This window comes from Pantoea sp. AG1095 (genome assembly GCF_003208415.1).
In the GTDB taxonomy this organism is placed as follows: domain Bacteria; phylum Pseudomonadota; class Gammaproteobacteria; order Enterobacterales; family Enterobacteriaceae; genus Pantoea; species Pantoea leporis.
In genome coordinates, this window is sequence record NZ_QKMJ01000009.1 from 112,194 (window position 1) to 136,499 (window position 24,306).

Below are 24,306 nucleotides of genomic sequence, written 5' to 3' on the forward strand. Positions count from 1 at the left end.
GGGCGGCTTTACAAGTTCGCCGCTATTTAAAATCCGCATACGGCGTCAGCGGTTGTGGCGGCATATCCATGTCGCCGTTCCAGCCGGACATCGAGTAGCGCATGAAAATCAGGCCGTGGCTCGGGGTGTAATCCTTCGCCTGCTGAATATCCATCGCCAATCCCACCGACCAATGCGGCGTAATGCGTCGCTCTACCAGCGCCTGCAGCGTGTAGCCAAAACCTCTACCCGAACTGCTGTCTGAGGTGGGATTCGACGCCAGCGTGAAGCCTGGATTGACCGGATAGCGCTGCTGCCCGTCGGTATGCGATTGCGACCAGGAAACCGAGCCGCCGAGATCAAACGACCAGTTCTCTGTGCGCTGGCGATAGGTCACCGGCAGCGACAGCGAGAAATATTGCTGCGGGCTGTAATAGCCGCCCTGACCGAAGGTGTAGTCGCTGAGATCCTTCTGGTAATGCCACAGCATGCTGTTCAGGCCCACGGTGGCGCGGCGATTATCTTCATTAATCAGCTTGTAGTAATAGCCCGCCATCAGGCGCTCGCGGCTGTTATCCGCCACGTTATCACCGCTGAGTTGATGCGCACTGATATCGCCCCACACGCCATGCGCGCCGCCCTGATCATAACTCAGTCCGAGCGAGCCGCCGGTTGCCACCACGCCGCCCCAGGTTTTGCCGCCGTTTGCCGCGGGATCGCGCGCGCCTGCGTACGCCAGCAGCGAGCTGGAGATCGGTCGGCGTGATGCGGTGAACGTCAGGCCAATGTCTTTGACGTCGGTTTTCCAACTGACGCCGCCGACCCAGTTGCGGGTCTCGAAGCCGAGCGGCGTGGTGCCGAAGTCTGCCGACCAGCGATCGTTATGCCAGCCCACGCCCAGCGCGGTACCTTCATCGCGCTGAGTAAAGTCGCGGCTGCATCCGCCGGAATTGTCATCGTTACAGCTGCCGAACTGCTCGCTGTGGCTGCCGTTGCTGGTGGAGAAAGTGCCGGCTGAAACCCGCACATGATCGACACGCACAAAGCTGTGGCCATCGGCCAGCGGTGTTTCCGCCTGCATCATGGTGGTATGGGCGGTGAAATCGGAAGTGCCGCCGTTGCCTTTGTTGCGCGAGTAATCCTGCTCCAGCGTGAACGTGGTGTCCTGCTGACGATAAAGATCGGCGGCGTCGCTGCGGATGCTACGTTTCAGCCAGTCATCCTGCGCCTGATTGCGGGTTAATTGCGTATAACGATCGTTATCCTGTGGCACATCCGGGCTGATGCCGCTCGCGGCCATCGCCCGTTGATAATCCTGCTGCGCTTGTGCGGGTTGTTGCAGCTGCGTTTCCAGCCGCGCCGCATCGCGAAACACCAACGCTTTTTCCTGTGACGCGGCCTGTTGCGCCGCGCGGGTTTTCAGCTCAGCAAAAATCTGTTGAGCACGAACCGCATCGCCACTGTTCTGCCAGGCGAGCGCCACGCGCCGACCGCTGTTCACGCTTTGCTGCGCCACGCCGGGCGGCAAGGCTTGTAACGCGCGTTGCGCTTCTGCAGGGCGTTTTAAAGCGATCAAGGCTTCGATACGCCCCAGCGCCGCATCGCCGTTTTTACGGTCTTGCTGCAGCACCTGTTGATAGCTTGCCAGCGCGCGGCGGGCGTCGCCGCGCTCCAGCGCCCAATCGGCCAGCGTGATATCGCGGCGGATGGACGCGGGTTGCTGTTGCAGTAGCGCAATTGCCGCCGTTTCATCGCCGCGCGTGCGTAAATCACTGGCGCGGGTAAACACCTTGTCCTGCTCGAGACGATCGGCCAGCTCGTGCATGTTGCTGTCCCAGCGCGCAGCGGGCAGGCGATGCAAGGTGGCCAGCGCCGCGTCATCGCGGTCGCCAGAAGCCAGCCACAGCGCCGACGCATACAGCGCTGTGGGTTCCTGTGGATGCTGGCGCACCATCGCGTCCATCACCTGCGCGCCCTGAGTTTCTTCGCCGCCGTTGCGCAGCGCGCCAGCCAGTCGATAAACCAGCCAGATATCATCAGGATTCGCCTGCGCTACCTGGCGATACTTCTCCGCCGCCTGATGCCATTGGCCTTGCTGCGCCAACGCATCGGCTTCGGCCATCAGCGCATCGGTGCGCAGCTGTAGCAGACGACGTTTCGCCGTGCTATTGCTGCGATCTAAGCGCAGCGCCTGCTGCCAATAACGCTCTGCCTGCGCAGAATTTTTACGCGCCAGCGCGGCATCACCCAAGCCAATCAGCGCCCAGCTATCGCGATTATCCAACCCTTGCGCGCTGCGGTAATAGCCTTCCGCCGCGGCGATATCGCCTTTTTTCAGCGCCGCATCACCGTTGTTGATCGCCAACCAGTAACGGTTGGTTTGCAGCAGCGACTGCCATTTGCCGATCTGCGTGCTGGCCTGACCGGCCTGTATCGCTTTCTCCAGCCAGCGAATGGCGGCGGCGCGATTGTTGGCTCGCGCCTGCGCCTGGCCCATCGCGCCCATCAATTCAGCATCGTTGGGATTGGCGGTTAGCGCGGCATTGAGCGCGGCAATCGCATTGGCGCCGCCACCGGCATCCACCAGCGCTAAGCCACGCATCCGCTGGCGATACGCCGGATCGGCGAGCAGTTGTTGCTGACGCGCCAGCTCTTGCTGACCGCGCTGCTGGGCATCGCCCTCGGTAAAGGTTTGCAGATATTGCTGCAGGCTGGCGACGCTGCTTTCGCTCACCGGCTGATTCTGGATCTGCTGTAGCCACAGCTCGGAAGCGGCATCGCGCCCGCCGTTGCGGTTGGCGAGACGACGCAACTGGGTGAAGGCTTCGGCCGGCTGATTATTATCAAACGCCATGCGCGCCAGCTGCAGTTCTACGCCGATGTTGCCGGGATAGCGCTGTTCCAGCGCCTGCAACTGTTGATACGCTTGTGGCTGCTGGCCGGGTAAACGCGCCACCAGCCGCCAATACTCCAGCTCGGTATTCACATCAGGGAACACGCCGTGGAACAGCGCGTCCCACGCGGCTTTGGCTTCGACAACATGCCCGGCAGTGGCCAGCAGTCGCGCCTGCTGCAGCTGCTGACGCCCTTCCGCAGTCACCAGACGCAATCCGGCTGCTGATTCACGCGTGGCGGCGGCATTCGGTGCCACGCGCTTCAGTTCATCCAGCAGTTTTTGCGCTTTGGCCTGGTCGCCCTGGCGCAGCGCCATGCGGATTTGCGCCGCCAGCACCTGCGGATTATCAGGATCGATTTTTTCCAGTCGATAGAGCGATTGCTGTACCAGATCGATTTTGTTGGTCGATTCGCCGGTACGAATCTGCATCAGCAGCCACTCAACCGGCGAAACCTGGGGACCGATCGGGGCGGCAGTCGCGCCGGCCAACACCCCGAGCGTGCTACTGATCAGCAATCCCAGCTGCAGCTTATTCATCGTCATCCAGCTCGGCCAGACGGCGACGGCTGACCATGCGCATTAAACGCCACGCCATCAGCGCAAACAGAACCACGACCACCACCGCGCAAATCGCCAGCCACACCGGATGGGTGGCCAGCAGATTCCACAGGCGTTCCCACCACGGCAGGTGACCGACGTAATAGGTATCGCCGACGCGGATGCTGTTAACCCCCGATTCACGGATCACCGTGGCGGTACCGAACACTGCCGCGCGTTTGCCGCTGTCGAGCAGCGCGTTATTCAGCAATTCCCAGCCGCGTGGGCTGTCGGCCAGCAATGCCACGACGCTGCGTTGATCGTTAAACGGTGACTGGAAGCCGACAATCGCGCCCATCGGCCCGCGTGAGCTAATGGTGGTTTGGCTTTCTACCGCGCGTTCACTGTCAGAAATCGGTACGTTAGCTGCTGCGTTGTTGCGTGCAGGCATGCTGATCCAGCTACGGGCGGCATCGGCCAGCAGCGGGATCTTCGTGTCGTCCTGCAGATCCTGCGGAATGCCGCCGATCATCAACATATCCGCATCCGCCGTTTTCGCTTTGCTCCAGTCATCGCTCATCTGCACGCGCAGCGCCGGATAACCGGTTTGGGCGCCGATGCTGCCGAGCGCATTCAGCAGCGTGCTGACTTCGTCATTGCTCGGCCTGGATGGCACCAGCACCAGCGTTTGCGCCAGATCGGCGTAGCGGCTGTACGGGAAACCGGCGTTGGCGAAGGCGCCCAGCGACGGCATTTCGATGTAGTGACGATAGCCGGAGAAATCGATGCTCGAGGTATCGTCAATCACCACGTGATGTCCGACGGCGGTGACGGTTTCGCAGCGGCCATCGGCGGTACCGCCAATAAAGGTGTTGGCGTAATCAAAGTTAAAACGCAGCTGATTCACCACGCCGAGGCGCAGCGCCGGAATAGTCAACTGGCGATTGCTGTCCTGCAAACCTTGCATCAGCGGGATGCGCATCAGCTGCTGACCGGCGCTATCTTTCTGCGTCAGCGGATAATCCTGCATGAACTGATTGTTGAGGTGCACCGCGAGACGCGAGCCATCCTGCTGAATCGGCGAGGTGTAGCGGTAGCGCAGATCCATATCGATGCCGCGCGCGCGCACCAGGAACAGATCCGGCGGCAGATTCAGCGTCAGGCTGATCGGATTCGGCTGCAAACCGTTGCCCTGTAGCTGGTTTTGATACTGCGTCAGCTCGGCAAAGGTGGTGCGGCGATCGGTGCGCACCCAGTTCGGCGCGTCGTACGGCTGGCGTGCGGCCAGCCGTTTTACGCTGTCGATGGTTGAGCTGTCGCCGCGCAGCAGCAGCTCGCCTTGCGCAATGCCTTCGACGGCGGTCAGCAGGTCATTATCGTCACGGCCGAGGATCAGCAGCATCTTCTCGTACGGATTGTCCGGCTGATTCACCATCTCCACCGTCGGTTTCTCCACTGGCGGCAGATCTTTCAGGAAGTCGGGGCGATGATCGTTGGTGGCAAACACCACCGCATGCTGCTCTTTGGGCAGCTGGTTATACAGCACCGGGAAAGATTGTCCGCGCCACTGCGCTTTGCTGCCAAACCAGGAAGCCAGAATCCCGGCCGCACGCTGTTGCAGCAGATTCGGCGGGGCGTTGAAGACCATCGGCAGCTGCAGCGGACGGCTGTCACGCGTATCTAAGAACGGCTCCGGGAAATGCGACAGATCGTTCTTCAGCGGCAGCTTCTGCAGCGTCAAATCGAGTTTGCTGGCTTTGCCGATATCCAGCCAGATGGTGCTGTTGGCCGGGTTTTCACATACGTTGGCATAGTGACCTACCAGCTCAAGCCGCACGCGGTTGAAGTCGCTGATAAAGCGCGGATCGATAGGGATTTGCGTTTGGTTCTCTTTGCCGAGCTGCTCGGCGGTGACCGTCACCAATCCCACCAGTTCATCGTTGAGATAGACTTTGAGCTGCGACAGCGTCGGAATCAGCGCCGGCGAGGGACGATAGCTCAGATTCAGCAGCGCGCGCGTCACCACTTCATCGCTGCGCACGCCGAACTCAATCTGGCTGCTTGGTTCGGTACCGCGCAGCGTCATGCTACCGGGCGGCGGAGCGACCTGATTAAACACCAGCTGGCTGTCACGCAGCGGCGCGTTGGCGTCGACCCGCGCGTTCACCTCCGGTAACGGCTGCGGCGCAGTCATGGCGCCAGAAGTCAGCGGCGCGGCCTGCACCACAGAGACGCAGCCCAGCAGCAGGGCGGTGAACCAACTCAGTTTTTTCGTCATGGTCATATCATCAACTTAAGTAAAATCGGCTTTGATCGTCGCAGGCTGGCGGTCAATACGCTGCGGTAGCAGTGTCGCCAGCCAACTCACCAACGCGGTGAGGCCACGGAATAAGCGGCGCAGCGGCGCAGGTCCATACTCGGCCAGACGCAGATAGCCTTTAAAACCCAGCACCATAATGTCGGCCAGACTTTGCACCGGTTTATCTTCCGGGAATCCGTCCTGCCACAGCGCCCAGGTATCGGCGCGAGCGAAGGTGCACTGAATAAATTCAATGTGTTGGCGCGTCGTGAGTTGATGCAGGCGAATCCCGGCGCGACGGCCAAACACGCGCTGCACCTGACACGGGAAGCTGAACTCTTGCTGACCACGGCGCAGCAGCAGCGACACGGTTTCGTCCTCTTTCAGCGCATCGGCTTCGCGCAGCTCAACGCCCACGCCGCCGTCGGAATAGTCACGCAGGGTGCACGGCACCATGTGTCCATCTTCACGCGCGATGGCGGCAGGCATGGCGATTTCCACACGATGCGCTTCGCGGATCTGGCGCGCTTCAACCGATACCGCCACCGCGCCGCCGAGGATAATCATGTTGTAAATCACCCACACCAAACTGACCCAAATGGTGAGCATTTCGTTGGCCGGACCGTACGCCATGCGCCAGAAGGCCATGCCAATACCGGCGATATTCAGCAGCACCAGCATCATGTACGGCTTGGTAATCACCCAATCGAGATGACGTTCAGCCACCAAACCACCTTTGGCGGTAACGTTGAATTTGCCTTTGTGCGGATTAAACAGCGCCACCGTGGTTGGCCGCGCGATGTACCACGCCAGCACAGTTTCATACACTTCGCTCCAGAACGAATGTCGCCAGCGGCCCTGAATGCGCGAGTTGGTCAAACTGGTGTGCAGCATGTGCGGCAACACGTAGATGGCGATCGCCAGCGCGGGCGCGTAGATGATGTAGGCGTGGAACAGCAGAAACGCCAGCGGTGCCAGCAGGAAGATCAGACGCGGAATCCCGGCGAGAAAGTGCAGCATGGCGTTGGCGTAACACAGGCGCTGCACCAGCTTTAATCCTTTACCGAACAGCGGGTTATCGAGGCGGAAAATCTGCACCATACCGCGCGCCCAGCGGATACGCTGACCGATATGCGCGGACAAACTCTCGGTGGCCAGACCCGCAGCCTGCGGAATACGAATATATGCCGAGGTGTAACCCTGGCGATGCAGACGCAGCGAGGTGTGCGCATCTTCGGTGACGGTTTCTACCGCAATGCCGCCGATCTGATCCAGCGCAGTTCGGCGCAATATGGCGCAAGAGCCGCAGAAGAACGCCGCATCCCAGGTATCGTTGCCATCCTGCACCAAACCGTAAAATAGCGAGCCTTCGTTAGGCGTCTGGCGGAAACGACCGAGGTTACGTTCAAACGGATCGGGTGAGAAGAAGTGGTGCGGCGTTTGCAGCATCGCCAGCCGATGATCTTTCAGGAACCAGCCCATCGTCAGCTGCAGGAACGAGCGCGTCGGCACATGGTCGCAGTCAAAAATGGCAACATATTCGCTGCGGCACACGGCTTTCAAAGCATGGTTGATGTTGCCCGCTTTGGCGTGTTCGTGGGTGGGACGCACCACGTAATTGACGCCGACGCTGGCGGCAAACTCGCGGAACTCTTCGCGCGAGCCGTCGTCCAGCAGGTATATATTGAGCTTGTCCTGCGGCCAGTCGATGCCCATCGCCGCGTAGAGGGTCGGTTTCACGACGCTCAGCGGTTCATTGTAGGTCGGTACCAGAATATCGACGCTCGGCCACGAGGTTATTTCCGGCGGCATCGAGACCGGCTGACGATTGAGTGGCCACAGCGTCTGGAAATAACCCAGCACTAATACCGCCCACGCATAGGTTTCCGCACCTATCAGCAGCAGACCAAACGTCAGGCTGATCGGGTCATCCCAGTTGAGAGTTTCGGTGTAGCGCCACCACAGATAACGGCAGGAAATCGTCAGCGATAACACGATCAGCATGATGGTGGACAAGCGGCCCGGCACGCGACGCACCAGCATCGCCAATCCCCATAACAGCAGCACGAAGACAAACTGCGTAGTGATGCCGAAGGGCTGCGAGATGCACAGCAGCGCCAGCAGGCTGGCGACAATCGCTGCCACGATAAACAGCAGCTGCCGCAACCACGCGGGCAGCGACTGAATACGTTGTTCGCTGCGCTGGGAGAACCGGTTTCGTTCCAGCCGTGCCGGCAGCGCACCGAGCCACTGATAGAGCGGCTCGCGCCAGCGGAACAGCGGTTTGACGCTGAAACTTTTACGCGTGCGTTTATCCAGCGGCAATACCAGCATCAGCCACAGGCTTTGCAGTGCATAGCGCAGCGGGTCAAGCGGACGTGGGCGCAGCGGCGAAATTTGCGGGTAGTAACGTTGACGATGTTGCAGGATGCGCTGCCATCCCGGTGTTTCCAGCCGCAACAGCGACCACGCGAGTACGCACCACATTAAATGCAGCGCGATGGTGAAACGGCCCGCGCCATGCTGATGCGCCAGCTGAGCGCGGCGTTGCAGCGCCTGCCACGCTTGCGGCATCAGCAGCCAGCGTAATGGATTCACGCCGCGCCTCCCGGCACATGCAGCAGCAGCCAGTTAGCCAGGGTGTTGATCTCTTCGCTGGCCAGCGCATGCGGCCGATATTCGCCCACCGGCTGTTTCATCATCAGCGCTTCCGCCAGCGCTTCATCGCGGTGAATCACTTGGGGAATCAGGTTTTTCAGTGAGTTGATCCACAGCTGATGCAGATCCTGCTGTAGCTGGCTGTTGGCGTTGAACTGGTTGATCAGAAACAGCGTGTGCGCAGGAAAACGCGCGTGATGCAGACGCAACTGACAGTTGGCATCCAGCGTTAGCACCTGCAGCAGACGATCGGCCGCGGTAACCAGGGATCGCTGCCACGGCAACAGATCCGCTGGCATGTCGAAAATAATCCAGTTGTAGTGCGATTTCAGGGCCGGTAGCGCGTGTAGCAGCGGTGCGGCAAATTCTGCGTTGATAGCGCTGATGCTGGCGTACTGTTGCGACGTGAGTGCGCCAAACGGCAGAAAATCCAGCCCTGCCTGATAGCGCTGAGCGCACTGCTGCCACGCTTGCTGTTCGAGCAGCGCGGGCGCCCAGCCCTGAGCGCGGTCGAGCGGCATATTAAAGTGGACAGCTAGCTGATTTACCGGGGAAAAATCGATAACCAGCACCGATTGCTGCAGCGCGTTAAACGCCCAGCCGAGTGCGGCGCTCAGCGAGGTAGCGCCACAACCGCCACGTAATCCTTGTAATGCAATAACAGGCATTAACGTTCTGACTCCTGTGCGGCGCTTATTTCACGCAGCAATGGCCAGCGCGTCATAATGGTATTCAGTCGCGCTTCGCGGGCAATATCAATGTAGCGAAATGCCTTAAGGGAAAAGGCATCACTTAAGGCAGTAATGTCATCGTGCTCTTCGCTGCTAGTCGCATTCAGCGAAAATGCATTCTCTGTTTTCATTATTTTTTTGCCACCAAAAAATCGACAACGGATGAATTGTGGTTTTATTTTTTGTAAAGTTTAAACCTGAAGTAAAGACAAATGCTATCCACAGATCAATATGATTTGCGCTAATACGCTATTTTTTATTTCACCCGTTCCAATTGCGGCTGTCTCGATTAAACTAGCCTGGATTGTATCGATCGCGAATCAAATATGAAAAAACATTATGCGCTTGGCCTGCAGCAGATTCAGCAGGAATTAAATACTCTGCAGAATCCGGGGTTTTACTGGATTACCAGCCAGCGTCAGGAAGATGCGCGAACGCTGCTGCGTCAGGTAGTTAGCCAACAAAAGGCGGCTACGCTCATCAGTGCGGATGAGAAACCGCAGGCGCTTTTGACGCCCGATCCCATCGGCGGTCCAGCGCGTATGCCGTTATTTTCACTGCCGGCTAATAAACGCAGCCTAAAGCAGCTGGAAAGTGATTTTTCCCGTGTGCTGAATAGTCGCAGTGGCCTGGTGATTTTTTATAGTAATGCCGCGCTGTGGGGAAAATTATCGCCCGATGAGTTAACCTTCTGGCTTAAGCGCATGCGCCGTTTGTTATCTAAAAAACAAATTACGTTGTTAATGATCACCTCCGGTACGTCAATAATTCACCTGCGTAATCATCTGCAAGGTTATTTTCGCCAGCTTGATGGTCTCGCACATTTGGAGTTTCAGCAGGACAGTTGGCATTATCGAATTAACTGGTGGTATGCGGCAGATAAATTACTGGCCGACCGCGCTATCCGTTTGAGTTATGTCGATAATCAATTTATTGCCGTTAATCAAGCGGAACAAAATATTCCCTTAAGCCGCAATGATGAAAACCAATTCCTTGCTCAGGAAGGTGTGCTGGAAGGCGCGCCGCCGCTTTCGGCGCAGTGGCAATTGTTTAGCGATAATGAAAGCGTGTTCTCGCGTGCGCAGCAGGCGAATGCCGCCACGGTCATCTTTAGTCTGGTTCATAATCAAGACATTAATTCTTTAGCAACGATGGTCCATAGTTTGCGTCGCTCACGCGGTAGCGCGCTCAAGATTGTGGTGCGCGAAATCAGTACCACGCTACGATACAGTGATGAGCGTTTGCTGCTGGCCTGCGGCGTGAATGCCATTGTGCCGACTGCAGCCAGCCTGTCGCGCTTTCTTACCACGCTGGAAGGGATTCAGGGGCAGCAGTTCTCGCGCCATGTGCCTGCCAATCTCAATGCCCTGATGCAGGCGCTGCAGCCGCTACAGCAGAAAGGCTTTTTACCGCTGGATGCCTTTTGCGCGGCGGTGCAGCAGTTGATGAGCAATACGCTGCTGCCGGAAAATGACAAAGGCTTGTTGGTGGCGCTGCGCGCGGTGCCGCAGCTGAAACCCGAACAGATTCTGACGCTGTGTAAACCGCGCCGCTTCGGCGATTTGGTGACGCTGGTGAATGACCGCATCTATCTGTTCCTCTCTTCATGCCGATTCAATGATTTGGATATCGCGCTGAAGTCGATCTTCTCGCTGCCGCACGACGAGCTGTTTAGCAATCGTATCGTCTGGTTTGAAGACAATCAGATCGTGTCGGAGGCGGACAAAATTCGTCAGCTGACGCCGGTGGCACAGCGCGACCGGCAGGCCACGCCGCTGGCCGCTGCGCCAGTCAGCACGCAAACCGCCGCGCCTGAGCGCGGGGCACAAACGCCGCAGCCGATTACCCTCAACCTCGATGGAGTAAGCCACCAATGACGCTGATGGATTGGGTGCAGGTGGCGATCCTGCTGTTATTGATTTTGCTGTTCCTGACATCACTGTTTGGGCGCGGACGAGCGCGTAGCGGCTCTAATCCGCTGCTGCGTTTGCTGCCGACGCGCGCATTGAGATCAGAAGGACAGTGGCAACGCAAAACCCATAAAACGGATAAACATGAATAACAGATTCACAATGCACGGTTCGTGGTGGCGCGGCCTCGGCGGCTGGAACTTTTACTTCCTGATTAAATTTGCGCTGCTGTGGTACGGCTACCTTAATTTTCACGCGCTAAGTAACCTGGTGTTTCTGGCGTGGCTGCTGTTCCCGCTGCCGGGCGTGCGGCTGCATCGCTTGCGTCAGTGGATTTCGCTGCCAATTGGCGTTGCGCTGTTCTGGCACGATACCTGGCTGCCGGGACTCAATTCGATTATGAGCCAGGGCAGCCAGCTGGCAGGCTTCTCGCCCAGCTATCTGCTCGATCTTGCCAATCGCTTTATCAACTGGGAGATGATTGGCGCGGGCTTTGTACTGCTGGTGCTGTATCTGTTTATCGCGCAGTGGATTCGCGTCACCGTGCTGGTGTCGCTGATGCTGATCTGGCTCAACGTGCTGACGATCGCCGGACCGGCAATGAATTTACTGCCGAACAGCGCCGCCACGCCGACGGTGAAGCTCAACGATACGCCAGCGGCGAAAGCGCCAGATGGCCTCGATCAATCCGCGCCGCCAACCAGCGCCAACCTCACCGCGTGGCTCAACCGTTTTTACGACGCCGAGCGCCAGCGTGCAACCCATTTCCCGGACGCCTTGCCAGCTGATTCGCAGCCGTTCGATATTCTGGTGATCAACATCTGTTCGCTGTCGTGGTCGGATTTGAACGTCGCGCAGCTGCGTAATCATCCGCTGTGGCAGCACTTCGATATTCTGCTTAACAACTACAACTCTGCCACCGGTTACAGCGGCCCGGCGGGGATTCGTCTGCTGCGCGCCAGCTGCGGCCAGAGCTCGCACAGCGATCTGTACAAAGCCACCGATCAGCGTTGCTATCTGTTTGATAATTTGGCGAAGCTGGGCTTTAAACAGCAGTTGATGATGGATCACACCGGCGTGTTTGGTAACTATCTCAAAGAGCTACGCGAAGAGGGCAATCTGCAGGCGCCGCTGATGTCGCAGGCGGGCATCTCGCCGGAGGTGACGTCATTTGATGGCTCGCCGGTATTTAATGATGCGCAGCTGATGCAGCGCTGGCTTGACGACCGCACCAAGAGCAGCGATGCGCGCTCCGCCACCTTCTATAATCTGATTCCGCTGCATGACGGTACGCGCGAGTTGGGCAGTACGCGCAGCGCAGACTGGCAGCCGCGCGCCAAAGTGCTGTTTGATCAGCTCGATGCCTTCCTGACCAATCTGGAGAAGTCGGGCCGTCGCGTGATGGTGCTGGTGGTGCCGGAACACGGCGCGGCGCTGCAGGGCGACAAGATGCAGATGTCAGGATTGCGTGATATCCCCAGTCCGGATATTACCCATGTGCCGGTCGGCATTAAGTTTGTTGGCATGAAAGCACCGCATCAGGGCCAGCCGCTTAGCGTGGAGACGCCTACCAGCCTGATGGCGATCTCGGAAATCGTGTCGCGCGTGGTGGATGGCCAGGTATTTAACGCGCCGAACGTTAATATGTCAGTGCTGACCGATAATTTGCCGCAGACGCCGGTGGTGTCTGAGAACGATAACGCGGTGGTGATGATGTATCAGGGTAAACCGTGGATCCGCCTCAACGGCGGCGATTGGGTGCCGTATCCGCAGTAGGGCGCCATTAATGGTGTGATGCCGCTCAGTTAAGCGCGGAGCGACTTTCGTTCGCCATGTGCTGAGGCAGTTGCAGCACCTACGTGCGGCGACCGAGCAGAGGACGCCTGGCCGCGCCCTCTGCACTCCCGGGCCTTGCGCCAGCCCAACCCGCCGCTTCGCGGTGCCTTCACTCATTCACGATTCCTGACGGACCGGTGGCGATTCGCTCCTGCTCAGCGCCACCTCTCGCCGCATCCATGCGGCTCGCCCTGGAATCCCTCATTCGCTCAGCGGCTCGGGATGTCGCCTCAACACCCGCGCTGCAGCATTAACGCGTATTTTTCACTCGCAATCGCTACAAATCTCATGGGGTTGTCATCCATGACGGCCAGGCGCGCTTGAATGCGCGTCAAAACCTGCATAATTCCGAATCACTTCATAAATAACCAAACTTGCTTATTTTTCGCCTTTATCCCGGCGAAAAAAACGCGTGACCTGGGATATACTCGCTGCGAATTTCATCTCATTACACGCCTTTGGTGGCCTGGAGAAGTTTTGTTGCGCGTCAGTCGTTCTCTAACGATAAAGCAGATGGCGACGGTTTCCGCCGTGGCGATGGTGACCATCTGCATCTTTATTGTCATCCAGCTCTTTCACTTTGTGCAGCAGCGCAGGATTGACTACGCCCAGCAAATGGAAAATGTGGCGCACACCGTGCGTCAGCCACTCTCCGAAGCGGTACTCAAAGCCGATATTCCGCAAGCCGAACGCATCCTTAATACCCTGAAACCGGCCGGTATTTTATCGCGCGCCGATGTGGTGTTGCCAAATGCCTTCCAGGCGCTGCACGCCGATTTTGCTCCGGAAAAACCGGTGCCGCGCTGGGTCGCACGCCTGTTTGAGCTGCCGGTACAAATCACGCTGCCGCTCTATTCCGTGGAGCGTTCCGGTTTGCCGAAGCCGATTGCCTATCTGGTGCTACAGGCTGATTCCTCCCGCGTCTATCAGTTCCTGCTCAGCACGTTATCCACCATGATCACCACCTACCTGCTGCTGGCGCTGATTCTCTCGATCGCCATTAGCTGGTGTATCAACCGCTTGATTGTGCATCCGCTGCGCGATCTTTCGCGTGATTTACAGGAGCTGCCGCCGCAGGCGATTCTGACCCACAAAATGAAGCTGCCGAATAATCATCGCGATGATGAAATCGGCATGTTGATCCGCAGCTATAACCGCAACCAGCAGGTGCTGGAGTCGATTCACGACGAAATGAGCCGCATGACCACGCATTTTGCCGTTACGGATCTGCCCAATCGCGCGCTGTTCCTTGCGCTGCTCGAACAGCACATCAGTCATCGCCACAATCGTCAGGCGTGGGGCTTGATGGTGATTCGCATTGAAACGCTGCAGGAAGCCAACGGCGTGCTGAGCGATGAGCAGCGCGATACGCTGATGCTGACGCTGGTGGAGAAGATTCGCAGCACCGTTGACGATCACTCACTGCTGGCGCAAACCGGGCCCAGCGACTTCGCCTTGCTGATGAAGCGCGCGCACAATCCGTTCCGCGCCATGCGTCTGGCGCGCAACCTGATGATTCGCATTAATCAGCCGGTGAACCTGCAACAGCTGCAGCTGCGTCCGAACGCGAGCATTGGCCTGGCGCTGCACGAAGAGAGCAGCATCTCGGCCAGCGAACAGCTCGATCGCGCCACCTCGGCGATGATGTCGGCGCGGCATCAGGGCAAAAACCAGATTCTGTTCTTCGATCCGGCGCTCACCGAGCGGGCGCAAAAGCGTTTAACGCAGGAACACGACATCTTGCAAGGTCTGCAGGACGAGCAGTTTGCCCTCTATCTGCAGCCACAAATCAATATGGAAACCGGCGAGCTGGCCGGTGCCGAAGCGCTGTTGCGCATGCGCATGCCGGATGGCAGCTACGGATTATCGGAAGAGTTTATTGCCAGCGCCGAAGAGATTGGCGTGATCTCGGCCATTGGCCGCTGGGTGTTTGAAGAAGCCTGCCGCATTCTGGCCGGCTGGCAGAAGCAGGGCATTAACATCCCGCTCAGCGTCAATATCTCGGCGGTGCAGCTGCGTGATGCCAGCATGGTCAGCCATTTGCAGGGCTTGCTGGAGCGCCATCGCATCGCGCCGGGCAACTTCGTATTGGAAATCACCGAAACCGCGCAGATTGGCGATGCCGAACAGGCGATTGCGCTACTGCGCTTGCTGCAGCAAACCGGCGTGGCGGTAGCGCTCGATGATTTCGGAATGGGCTACTCCAACCTCAACTATCTGCATCAGTTCAAAGCGCTGCCGGTAAATAAGCTGAAAATGGATCGCAGCTTCGTCGCCGCGCTGCCGGATGACGACACCATGGTGCGCATCGTGGCGGCGATTGCCGACATCATTCACCTCGACGTCATCGCCGAAGGTGTGGAAACCGCCGAGCAGCGCGACTGGCTGCTGGCGCGCGGAATTACTATAGGGCAAGGCTACTTATACGCTGAAGCGCTGCCGCTCCACGTCTTTAATCAACGCTGGCTCAATAGCTCGCAACTCCCTGAATAATCACCTTGGTTATTGATTTTCCTTACAAAATTGTAGCGAAGCGCTGTGCTGAAGCGTTTCAGTTCATAGTTAGAGTTTTGTAACTTTTGTAAGGAATAGTAGGGGATATTAATCTTGTTAACAGGGTGTTATTTTCCTCGCCATCGGTAAGGTTTTACGCTTCTGGCGGCTTGCCGCATGCGTTCTCCACAACAATGGCGGTGCGAACCGTCTTACTGGACACCTGTTATGAAAATCTTAAAAAGCCTCTATTTTCAGGTACTGGTTGCCATCGGCATCGGCGTCCTGTTGGGCCACTTCTATCCTGAGTTAGGCGCGCAAATGAAGCCGCTTGGCGATGGTTTCGTTAAGTTGATCAAGATGATCATCGCCCCCGTGATTTTCTGTACGGTGGTGACCGGTATTGCCGGCATGGAGAGCATGAAAGCCGTTGGACGTACGGGCGCAGTGGCGCTGCTGTACTTTGAAGTGGTCAGCACCATCGCGCTGATCATCGGTTTGGTGGTGGTTAACGTGGTGCAGCCTGGCGTGGGCATGAACGTTGATCCAGCCACGCTGGATGCTAAAGCAGTCGCGGTTTACGCGCAGCAGGCGGAGCAGCAAGGTGTGGTCGCCTTCCTGCTGGATGTGATCCCGAATAGCGTCATTGGTGCCTTTGCCAGCGGCAACATTCTGCAAGTGCTGCTGTTCGCTATCCTGTTCGGCTTCGCCCTGCATCGCCTGGGCAGCGCCGGCACCGTGATGTTCAACGTCATTGAGAGCTTCTCGAAAGTGATCTTCGGCGTGATCAACATGATTATGCGTCTCGCGCCAATCGGTGCCTTCGGGGCGATGGCCTTCACCATCGGTAAATATGGCGTCGGCTCGCTGGTTCAGTTGGGGCAGCTGATCATCTGCTTCTATATCACCTGCGTGCTGTTCGTGGTGGTGGTGTTGGGGCTGATTGCACGCTTCGCTGGCTTCAACATCTTTAAATTTGTCGCCTACATCAAAGAAGAGCTGCTGATTGTGCTGGGCACGTCATCTTCCGAGTCTGCGCTGCCGCGCATGCTGGATAAGATGGAGAAGCTGGGCTGTAAGAAATCGGTGGTGGGGCTGGTGATTCCAACCGGCTACTCCTTCAACCTGGATGGCACCTCGATTTACCTCACCATGGCGGCGGTGTTTATCGCTCAGGCGACCAACGCGCATATGGACGTGTTCCACCAAATCACGCTGTTAGTGGTGCTGCTGCTCTCCTCGAAAGGCGCAGCGGGTGTAACCGGCAGTGGCTTTATCGTGCTGGCGGCGACCTTGTCAGCGGTGGGACATTTACCGGTTGCGGGTCTGGCGCTGATTCTCGGTATCGACCGCTTTATGTCCGAAGCGCGTGCGCTGACCAATCTGGTGGGCAACGGCGTGGCGACCATCGTGGTGGCGAAGTGGGTCGGCCAACTGGATGAGAAACAACTGAATGCGACGCTTTCTGCCGGGAAAAAGGTGAATAACGCACCAGAAACCGCCGCATAACCTGCTATTTGCGTTAATTTGCCGAGAAATGCCCGCTGTCGCTTGCCCTGACAGCGGGCATTTGCATAATAAACCCCATTGATTTTTTTCCCGATTTTTTGCCTCGTTGCGCGACATCCTGACCTTCTCGTGGTCAAAGAGTCTGTTATTAAATAAACGTGGCGGCACAATGCCGCGCCGGTCACCCCAGATGTGACCGAACATGCCGCGCTAACGAGCGTTGATCTGTTTGAGTAGGGGTTCACATGCAGGGCACCAGAATTCGGCTTTTGGTTGGCGGATTGCTACTGGCAGCGTCCGGTTTTGGCGTGCACGCCGAGACGCTCCAACCCGATCCCGCCTGGCAGGAAGGCAAACTGGACAATGGTTTTAGCTGGCAGCTGCTAACCACACCACAACGTCCAAGCGATCGTATTGAGCTGCGCCTGATTGTTAACACCGGTTCGCTGGTGGAGAGTGCGCAACAAACCGGCTATAGCCATCTTTTACCGCGTTTAGCGATGGTGCATAACGCCACGCTGGACACCAATCAGCAACGTGCGCTGTGGCAGCAAGCCATGGATCCGCAACGTCCGCTGCCACCCGCTATTTCGTCGTACGATTACACCCAATACAACCTGAGCTTGCCGAACAACCGCCCTGATCTGCTGAAAGAAGCGCTCAGCTGGCTGGCGGCGACCGCCGGGAAAATGACGATTAATGAGCAGGTGGTTTCTACCGCATTAATGGCGACCGATCCGATTGCCACCTGGCCTGCCAATACGCAGGATGTGTGGTGGCGCTATCGCCTGAAAGGCTCGGCGATGCTGGCGCACGATCCCGGCGAGCAACCGCGCGCGCCGGTGGATATCGCACAGCTCAACAGCTTCTATCAGCAGTGGTACACGCCCGACGGCATGACGCTGTACGTAGTAGGTAACGTCGATAGCCGCAGCATGGCGGAGCAGATCAACAAAGCTTTTGCGCCGCTGAAAGGTAAGCGTGTTGCACCTGCCGCGCTACCGACGCTGTCACCGCTGCCGCATCAGCCGGTGAATCTGGTGAATGGCGGCATGAATCAGGATCGCCTGTCGCTGGTGTGGGACACCGCATGGCAGCCGATTCGTGATTCGCAGAACTTGCAGCGCTACTGGCAGAGCGATTTAGCGCGTGAAGCGCTGTTCTGGCATGTGCAGCGCGCGCTGGCTGACAGCAAAGCGCAAAGCGTGCAGGTTGGCTTCGATTGCCGCGTGCTCTATCAACGTGCGCAGTGCTCGATCAACATGGACAGCCCGAATGCCTCTTTGCCGCAGAATATGAATCAGGTGGCGAAAGAGCTGGCGGCGGTGCGCGACAAAGGGTTACCGCAGGAAGAGTTTGATGCGCTGATGGCGCAGAAGCTGCTGGAGCTCAACAAGCTGTTTGCCACATACGCCCGCACCGACACCGATATTCTGATGGGCCAGCGTCTGCGCTCGCAGCAAAACGCGGTGGTGGACATTGCGCCTGAGCAGTATCAGAAGCTGCGTCAAACCTTCCTCAGCGAAATGACGCGCGACCAGCTAAATCAGGAACTGCGCCAGCAACTGTCGCAGGAGCTGACCATGGTGCTGATTCAGCCGCAGGGTGAAGCTGAGACCAACGTGAAGATGCTGCAGGAAAGCTGGGATAAAGTGATGAAGCTACCCGAACCGCCAGCGGTACCCGCGAGTCCGGAAGAAGTGAAACCGGATAACAGCGCAGGCGCGGCGGATCAGACCGCGCCATCATCCTAAACATTAGGTCTTAGCACGTAGCCACTCGGTTACCAGCATCGGCCAACTGGCGAGCGGTAAATCTGCCACGCCACGGATACCAAATCCGTGGCCGCCTTTCTGGTAGAAGTGAATCTCCACCGGCACTTTGTGCTCACGCAGCGCGCTGAAGAACACCATGCTGTTGTTCACCGAAACCGATTCATCATCGGACGCGTGAATCAGCAGCGTCGGTGGCGTGTGTGCGTGCACGCGCGTCTCCAGCGAATAAGCATCAACCATCTTCTGATCCGGCCATGCGCCGAGCAAGCGGGTGCGTGCACCTTCATGCGCCAGACCTTCACGCATGCTGATCACCGGATAGAGCAGCACCATCGCATCCGGGCGCGGTGTGAAGCTGTCGGCTTGATCCTGCACCGGATAGAGTTTCTCGCCAAAGCGGGTGCCGAGGCTGGCGGCAACGTGTCCACCCGCCGAGAAGCCCATCATCACGATATATTTGCCGTTCAGCCCGCGCTGCGCACGTTCACGCAGCACGCGCACCGCACGCTGCGCATCGGCCAGCGGCGCGTCTGGACCTTCATGGTGACCGTCATACGGCAGGCGATACGTCATCACCGCCAGCGTGTAGCCCATTGACGTGAAGAAAGTGGCAAGCGCGCTGCCTTCGCGGTCGATCAATACCCGCTGATAACCGCCGCCCGGCGCCACCAGCAGCGTGATGCCGTTCGAGGTTTCCGGATGCCAGATGGCAATTTCCGGGCAGCGCACGCCGGTGGCGGCGCGGTCATAAGGTTCATACTCTTTGGCGAGATCGACGATCTGCGGCTGAGCGCGCGAATCGCTCGCGCCTGGCGCATCACCGTGTGGCCAGATATTGATGATTTCTGTGTGCATAAGTCAGTCCTGAGCGAGTCATGTTGTCGTTATTTTTTTCGCGGCCGGAGTAACAGCGTCCTGCTGTTGTTGATTAAAACATGGTCTTTTTTGCTGCTGGCGTCCAGCCGAAAACCGCCGATTTCGCCAGTTTCGGACTATGCCTGGCGGCCAGATTTCCTGCCATAACACATTGAATTTAAATCGATCTGATTAGCGCGAGTGAAGAAGTAATACCGTTTTTGTTACAGAAGTGGATGAGTCAGGTCGTTAGCGGAAATTGGCAGGGAAAAATGCTGCGTTAAGGCAAACTGCGCGGGCGGGTTGGTTAGCACAGGTAATGAATGGCGCAGAGATTTGTAGCGGCGCGATTCATCGCGCAATCAATTGCGCCGCTACGGTTGGTGCAGGTGGTTAAGTCATTTCGGCATCGCGCTGAGGGGGATAATCGCCCCGCGATACTGGATCACCGTGCTGGCGGTGAGATGACCGCGTGCGGCGGCATCTTCGGCGCTTCCTCCGGCTAAACGCACCGCCAGATAACCAGCGCTGAAGGAGTCGCCAGCCGCGGTGGTATCGATCACTTTCTCTTTCGCCAGCTTGATGGCGGCGACCTCGCGCAGCGGCTCATCGCCAACCGCCACCAGACAGGAGTCCGCACCGCGTTTGATGGCAATTTCCTGCACGCCCGCAGCGCGTGTGCGAGCAATCACCGCATCCAGCGGCTGCTCGCCCCACAGCAAATCTTCGTCGTCGAGCGTCAGAAATGCCATGTCGGTATGACGCAGCATCTCGGCATACGCCTGCTGAGCGCTGGCTTTATCGGCCCACAGACGCGGACGATAGTTGTTATCGAAAATCACCTTGCCACCGTTCTGACGACAGGCGCTAAGCAGCGTCATCAGTTTTTCGCGACTGGTCGCAGGCAGAATCGCCAGGCTGATGCCGCTCAAATAGAGATAATCATAGTGCGCCAGCTGCTGGCAAATCGCGTCCGCTTGCGCGCTGTCCAGCCAGAAACGGGCGGCGGCGTCGTTGCGCCAGTACCAGAAGGTCCGCTCGCCGTGGTCGTCGGTTTCGATGAAGTACAAACCCGGCATTTTATTGTCGAGGCGCTGAACCAGCGCGGTTTCGACATTTTCCTGCTGCCAGGCGGCGATCATCTGGTCACTGAAACTGTCGGTGCCGAGTGCGGTGACATAATCGACACGCAGCTGTTTATTTGACTGACGCGCCAGATACACCGCCGTGTTCAGCGTATCGCCGCCAAAACCGCGTTTGATGTTCTCACCTTTCTCGGACAGCTCAATCATGCATTCGCCAATAATAGCGATTTTCTTCTGCGTCATGGTCTTCAGCCTGTAGTGAATTCTGCCTTAGTCTCGCGTCTGGTATGGCAGTCGTCAATGGTTTTTAAAACGATGTTTTGATTTAACTTAAGGCAGCAAACCGCCTGCGCCACGGTGATTTAGCGGCCAAAGCGCGTTTTGTTTTGCCGATTAAGTGCGAAGCACGCTGTTACACTCAACTCTTCATGGGACTAACGAGATTGATAAAGTTATCCCGGCGATCGCCGATACTTGCCGCTGAGATGCTATTTGCAGGCACTCAACACCAACCAGGAAAAAACCATGGTGATGAAGAATTTGAGTCATCGGCTGCCTGTTTCAAATGAATTGGAGCAACAACAGGAAACGCGTCTCTTCTGGCAGCAGTGCCAACGATTCTATACTTTCCAGCCGATTTACCAGGTCTCAGGCCGCATGCTGGCTATTGAATTACTGACGGCGGTTACCCATCCCTCCGCGCCAGAAAAAAGGCTGTCGCCCGAAGACTATTTTGAAGCACTGACTATCGCGCAGCGGCTTGGTGTCGTCCAGGAACAACTCGAGCTGCTGATAACATGGTCAGCGTTTTTCAATCAGCGTCAGCTGGTGGCGTCGGTTAATATCGACGGTCCAACGCTGATGGAGATTGAGAAGCATGAGTCGATTCGCACGCTGATTGCGCAGCTGCCGTGGGTGCGCTTCGAGCTAACGGAGCATCATGCGCTGCCGCAGGAAGAGATGGTGGCGAAGATGCCGGAACTCGGGCCGCTGTGGCTGGATGATTTTGGCTCTGGCATGGCGAACTTCTCCGCGCTGACCGAGCTGCGTTACGACTACATCAAACTCTCGCGCGAGCTGTTTATGCTGCTGCGCGCCAGCGATGAAGGCCGCTCGATGTTCTCGATGCTGCTGGCGTTGATTAACCGTTACTGCAACGGCGTCATCGTTGAAGGCGTGGAAACCGAAGAGGAGTGGCAACAGGTGCGTAGCTCGCCAGCGATGGCGGCGCAGGGCTACTTCTTCTCGCGCCCGGTGCCGTTTAGCGAGCTGGAACGTATGGCTCTTGAGCTTCCCTGATCCCGTTCCGCGGCGTCTCGACTATCCTTAGTCAGACGTGGAAGGGCAAGGAGGAAGCAATATGTCACGTACTCGAAAGATCCTGAGCTGGGTGTTCGGGATTTTTTTGTTATTGGTTGTAGTGATTGTGGTGCTCATCGCCACCTTTGACTGGAACCGCTTGAAACCAACGATTAATCAAAAAGTTTCAGCCGAACTGAACCGACCTTTCGCGATTCGCGGCGATCTCGGCGTGGCCTGGGTTCGCAACCGTGAAGAACCTGGCTGGCGCAGCTGGGTGCCGTGGCCGCAGGTGCATGCCGATGATGTGATGCTCGGCAATCCGCCCTCTATTCCTGATGTCACCATGGTGCATCTGCAGCGGGTTGAAGCCACCATTGCACCGCTGGCGCTGCTGCATCAGCAGATCTACCTGCCGTGGATCAAGATGCAAAAGCCGGATGCACGGCTGGTGCAAACCGCAGATAAGAAGAATAACTGGACCTTTGATCTCGCCAGCAGCCAGAACAGCGATGCTAACGCCGCGCCTTCTGCCTGGTCCTTCCGCCTCGACAACATCCTGTTCGATCAGGGACAAGTGCGCTATCGCGACGCCGTCAATAAAGCCGATGTCACAGTGACCATCAATCCGCTGGGCAAACCGGTGCCCTACGCCCAAGTGGCGGGCGGTGACGATCAGCAGAAAGGCGCGGGTGATTTTGTCTTTGGCTGGCAGGCGAACGGCACCTACAACAATCAGAAGCTGGATGGCGACGGCAAAATTGGCGGCATGCTATCGCTGCGCAGTAAAACCACGCCGTTCCCGCTGCAGGTGGATGTGCGTAATGGCACCACGCGTGTACGTATTGACGGTACCTTGCAGGATCCGCTCAATCTTGGCGGACTTGATGTGCGTCTGCGCTTCGCGGGCGATACGCTGGCCAATCTGTATGGCCTGACCGGCGTGCTGCTGCCCGATACGCCGCCCTATGAAACTGACGGCCATTTGATTGCGCGTTTCAATGAGGCGAAAGGGCCGCTATTCCGCTACGAGAAGTTTAACGGCCACATCGGCGACAGCGATATTCACGGCTCGCTCACCTATCGTCAGGGCAAACCGCGTCCAACGCTGACCGGTGAATTGACCTCGAACCAGCTGCGGATGGAAGATTTGGGGCCGCTGATTGGCGTCAACTCCGGCAAAGGCAGCGAGAAAACGCAGCAGGCCAAAGCGCAGCGCGGCGAAGCCTCATCGCAGCCCGCCGATCGCGTGTTGCCACACGACAAGTTTGATACCAAGAGCTGGGACGTGATGGACGCGGATGTGAAGTTCAGCGGCAAACGCATCGAACACAGCAGCAAGCTGCCGCTCAGCGATCTCTATACGCATCTGCAGCTAAAAAACGGCGACCTGCTGCTCGATCCGCTGCGCTTCGGTATGGCCGGCGGCAGCATCAACTCCACCATTCATCTGGAGGGCGATCGCAGCCCGATGCGCGGACGCGCCGATTTGCACGCGCGTAAGCTGCGTCTGCGTCAGCTGTTCCCGGATGTTACGGCGATGCAGAACAGTTTGGGCCAGCTCAACGGCGATGCCTCGCTGAGCGGCACCGGCAATTCGGTGGCGGATCTGCTCGGCACCAGCAATGGCGAACTGAAGCTACTGATGAATGATGGCCTGATCAGCCGCAGCCTGATGGAGATTGCCGGACTGAACGTCGGTAACTATGTGGTGGGTAAGCTGTTCGGCGATGATGAAGTGAGGATCAACTGCGCGGCGACCGATATGAATATTCGTCAAGGCTTAGCGACGCCGAAACTGTTCCTGCTGGATACCGAGAATGCGGTGATCAACGTGACCGGCAACGTCAACTTCGCGAATGAACGCATGGACCTGTCGATCAATCCGGAGAGTAAAGGGATTCGCATCATCACGCTGCGTTCGCCGCTGTATGTGCGCGGCACCTTTAAAAATCCGGATGCTGGGGTGAAAGCCGGACCGCTGATTGCACGCGGTGCCGCAGCGGTGGCGCTCGGTGCGGTGGTTGCTCCCGCCGCCGCGTTGATCGCACTGATTTCGCCTAGCGATACTGACGACAATCAGTGCAGTAATGTGCTGCAGCAGATGAAGAATCAGAAGTGATCAGTTACGCCACAGCACTTTGATGATGTGGTAACCAAAGGCGGTTTTCACCGGTCCGTAAGGCTGTAGCAGCGGACAGGAGAAGACCGCCTTATCAAATGCCGGTACCATTTGTCCTTTACGGAACTCACCCAAATCACCGCCGTTGCGTCCGGATGGGCAGGTAGAGTGTTTCTTTGCCAGCTGCTGGAAGTTCGCCCCTTTCTCAAGTTGCGCCAGCAGGGATTTGGCCTGCGCTTCCTCTTTCACGAGGATATGTAAAGCCGCCGCGGTTTTCGCCATGATGAAGTCCTAATGTGTATAATCCGGCCATTATAACCTC

At 57.7% G+C, this 24,306-nt stretch carries 16 protein-coding genes; 8 read left to right on the plus strand and 8 right to left on the minus strand.

All coding sequences use genetic code 11. The features are described 5' to 3' along the window. Nucleotides 1–22 precede the first annotated feature (22 nt). The 5 genes from bcsC to bcsR are packed head-to-tail and all read right to left on the minus strand — an operon-like array spanning nucleotide 23 to nucleotide 9,231. A complete protein-coding gene (gene bcsC, locus DEU53_RS17555; protein ID WP_110867900.1) occupies nucleotides 23–3,412 on the minus strand; it encodes a cellulose synthase complex outer membrane protein BcsC in 3,390 nt (1,129 codons plus the stop codon). Next, nucleotides 3,405–5,690 (minus strand): cellulose biosynthesis cyclic di-GMP-binding regulatory protein BcsB, encoded by a 2,286-nt coding sequence (gene bcsB / locus DEU53_RS17560; RefSeq protein WP_110867901.1) that lies wholly within the window; start codon nucleotides 5,688–5,690, stop codon nucleotides 3,405–3,407. Before bcsB ends, bcsC begins: the two co-directional genes overlap by 8 nt. A 15-nt stretch (nucleotides 5,691–5,705) precedes the next feature. Further along, nucleotides 5,706–8,309, minus strand: a complete 2,604-nt coding sequence (gene bcsA / locus DEU53_RS17565) for a UDP-forming cellulose synthase catalytic subunit (RefSeq protein ID WP_110867902.1) — start codon at nucleotides 8,307–8,309, stop codon at nucleotides 5,706–5,708. Next, the gene (gene bcsQ, locus DEU53_RS17570; protein ID WP_110867903.1) at nucleotides 8,306–9,037 is read right to left on the minus strand and encodes a cellulose biosynthesis protein BcsQ; all 732 of its coding nucleotides are present in this window, start codon (nucleotides 9,035–9,037) and stop codon (nucleotides 8,306–8,308) included. Before bcsQ ends, bcsA begins: the two co-directional genes overlap by 4 nt. Beyond that, nucleotides 9,037–9,231, minus strand: a complete 195-nt coding sequence (bcsR, locus tag DEU53_RS17575; RefSeq protein WP_101763788.1) for a cellulose biosynthesis protein BcsR — start codon at nucleotides 9,229–9,231, stop codon at nucleotides 9,037–9,039. Before bcsR ends, bcsQ begins: the two co-directional genes overlap by 1 nt. Before the next feature lie 195 nt (nucleotides 9,232–9,426). On the opposite strand from bcsR, the gene bcsE reads away from it, so the two are divergent. The 6 genes from bcsE to DEU53_RS17610 all read left to right on the plus strand — a co-directional run bounded on the left by bcsE (nucleotide 9,427) and on the right by DEU53_RS17610 (nucleotide 18,602). Next, nucleotides 9,427–10,977 (plus strand): cellulose biosynthesis protein BcsE, encoded by a 1,551-nt coding sequence (bcsE, locus tag DEU53_RS17580; RefSeq protein WP_110867904.1) that lies wholly within the window; start codon nucleotides 9,427–9,429, stop codon nucleotides 10,975–10,977. Continuing rightward, nucleotides 10,974–11,162 carry a cellulose biosynthesis protein BcsF gene (locus DEU53_RS17585; RefSeq protein WP_101763786.1) on the plus strand — a complete coding sequence of 63 codons (189 nt, stop codon included), beginning with the start codon at nucleotides 10,974–10,976 and terminating at the stop codon, nucleotides 11,160–11,162. Before bcsE ends, DEU53_RS17585 begins: the two co-directional genes overlap by 4 nt. Then, entirely contained in the window at nucleotides 11,155–12,786 is a 1,632-nt protein-coding gene (gene bcsG / locus DEU53_RS17590) for a cellulose biosynthesis protein BcsG (RefSeq protein WP_110867905.1), read from the plus strand. Before DEU53_RS17585 ends, bcsG begins: the two co-directional genes overlap by 8 nt. Nucleotides 12,787–13,326: 540 nt before the next feature. Next, nucleotides 13,327–15,339: a biofilm formation regulator HmsP gene (gene hmsP / locus DEU53_RS17595; RefSeq protein ID WP_206098225.1), complete on the plus strand. Its 2,013-nt coding sequence runs from the start codon at nucleotides 13,327–13,329 to the stop codon at nucleotides 15,337–15,339. A gap of 228 nt (nucleotides 15,340–15,567) precedes the next feature. After that, nucleotides 15,568–16,848: a dicarboxylate/amino acid:cation symporter gene (locus tag DEU53_RS17600; RefSeq protein ID WP_101763784.1), complete on the plus strand. Its 1,281-nt coding sequence runs from the start codon at nucleotides 15,568–15,570 to the stop codon at nucleotides 16,846–16,848. Between the two features lie 245 nt (nucleotides 16,849–17,093). Beyond that, nucleotides 17,094–18,602, plus strand: a complete 1,509-nt coding sequence (locus tag DEU53_RS17610) for a pitrilysin family protein (protein ID WP_101763783.1) — start codon at nucleotides 17,094–17,096, stop codon at nucleotides 18,600–18,602. 3 nt (nucleotides 18,603–18,605) lie between these two features. On the opposite strand, the gene DEU53_RS17615 is transcribed toward DEU53_RS17610, so the two are convergent. Both DEU53_RS17615 and DEU53_RS17620 read right to left on the minus strand, forming a co-directional pair. After that, nucleotides 18,606–19,478, minus strand: coding sequence for an alpha/beta hydrolase (locus DEU53_RS17615; RefSeq protein ID WP_101763782.1), 873 nt, complete (start codon nucleotides 19,476–19,478; stop codon nucleotides 18,606–18,608). 398 nt (nucleotides 19,479–19,876) lie between these two features. Next, on the minus strand, nucleotides 19,877–20,806 hold the full coding sequence (locus tag DEU53_RS17620; protein ID WP_110867906.1) for a sugar kinase: 930 nt from the start codon (nucleotides 20,804–20,806) through the stop codon (nucleotides 19,877–19,879). A gap of 282 nt (nucleotides 20,807–21,088) precedes the next feature. Here DEU53_RS17620 and pdeH point away from each other — a divergent pair, with 282 nt between their 5' ends. Both pdeH and DEU53_RS17630 read left to right on the plus strand, forming a co-directional pair. Further along, nucleotides 21,089–21,862: a cyclic-guanylate-specific phosphodiesterase gene (gene pdeH / locus DEU53_RS17625; protein WP_101763780.1), complete on the plus strand. Its 774-nt coding sequence runs from the start codon at nucleotides 21,089–21,091 to the stop codon at nucleotides 21,860–21,862. Nucleotides 21,863–21,923: 61 nt separating this feature from the next. Next, nucleotides 21,924–23,984 (plus strand): AsmA family protein, encoded by a 2,061-nt coding sequence (locus tag DEU53_RS17630; protein ID WP_110867907.1) that lies wholly within the window; start codon nucleotides 21,924–21,926, stop codon nucleotides 23,982–23,984. Here the strand turns inward: DEU53_RS17630 and ppiC are convergent, their stop codons facing one another. Beyond that, the gene (ppiC, locus tag DEU53_RS17635; protein WP_008105734.1) at nucleotides 23,985–24,266 is read right to left on the minus strand and encodes a peptidylprolyl isomerase PpiC; all 282 of its coding nucleotides are present in this window, start codon (nucleotides 24,264–24,266) and stop codon (nucleotides 23,985–23,987) included. Nucleotides 24,267–24,306 lie beyond the last annotated feature (40 nt).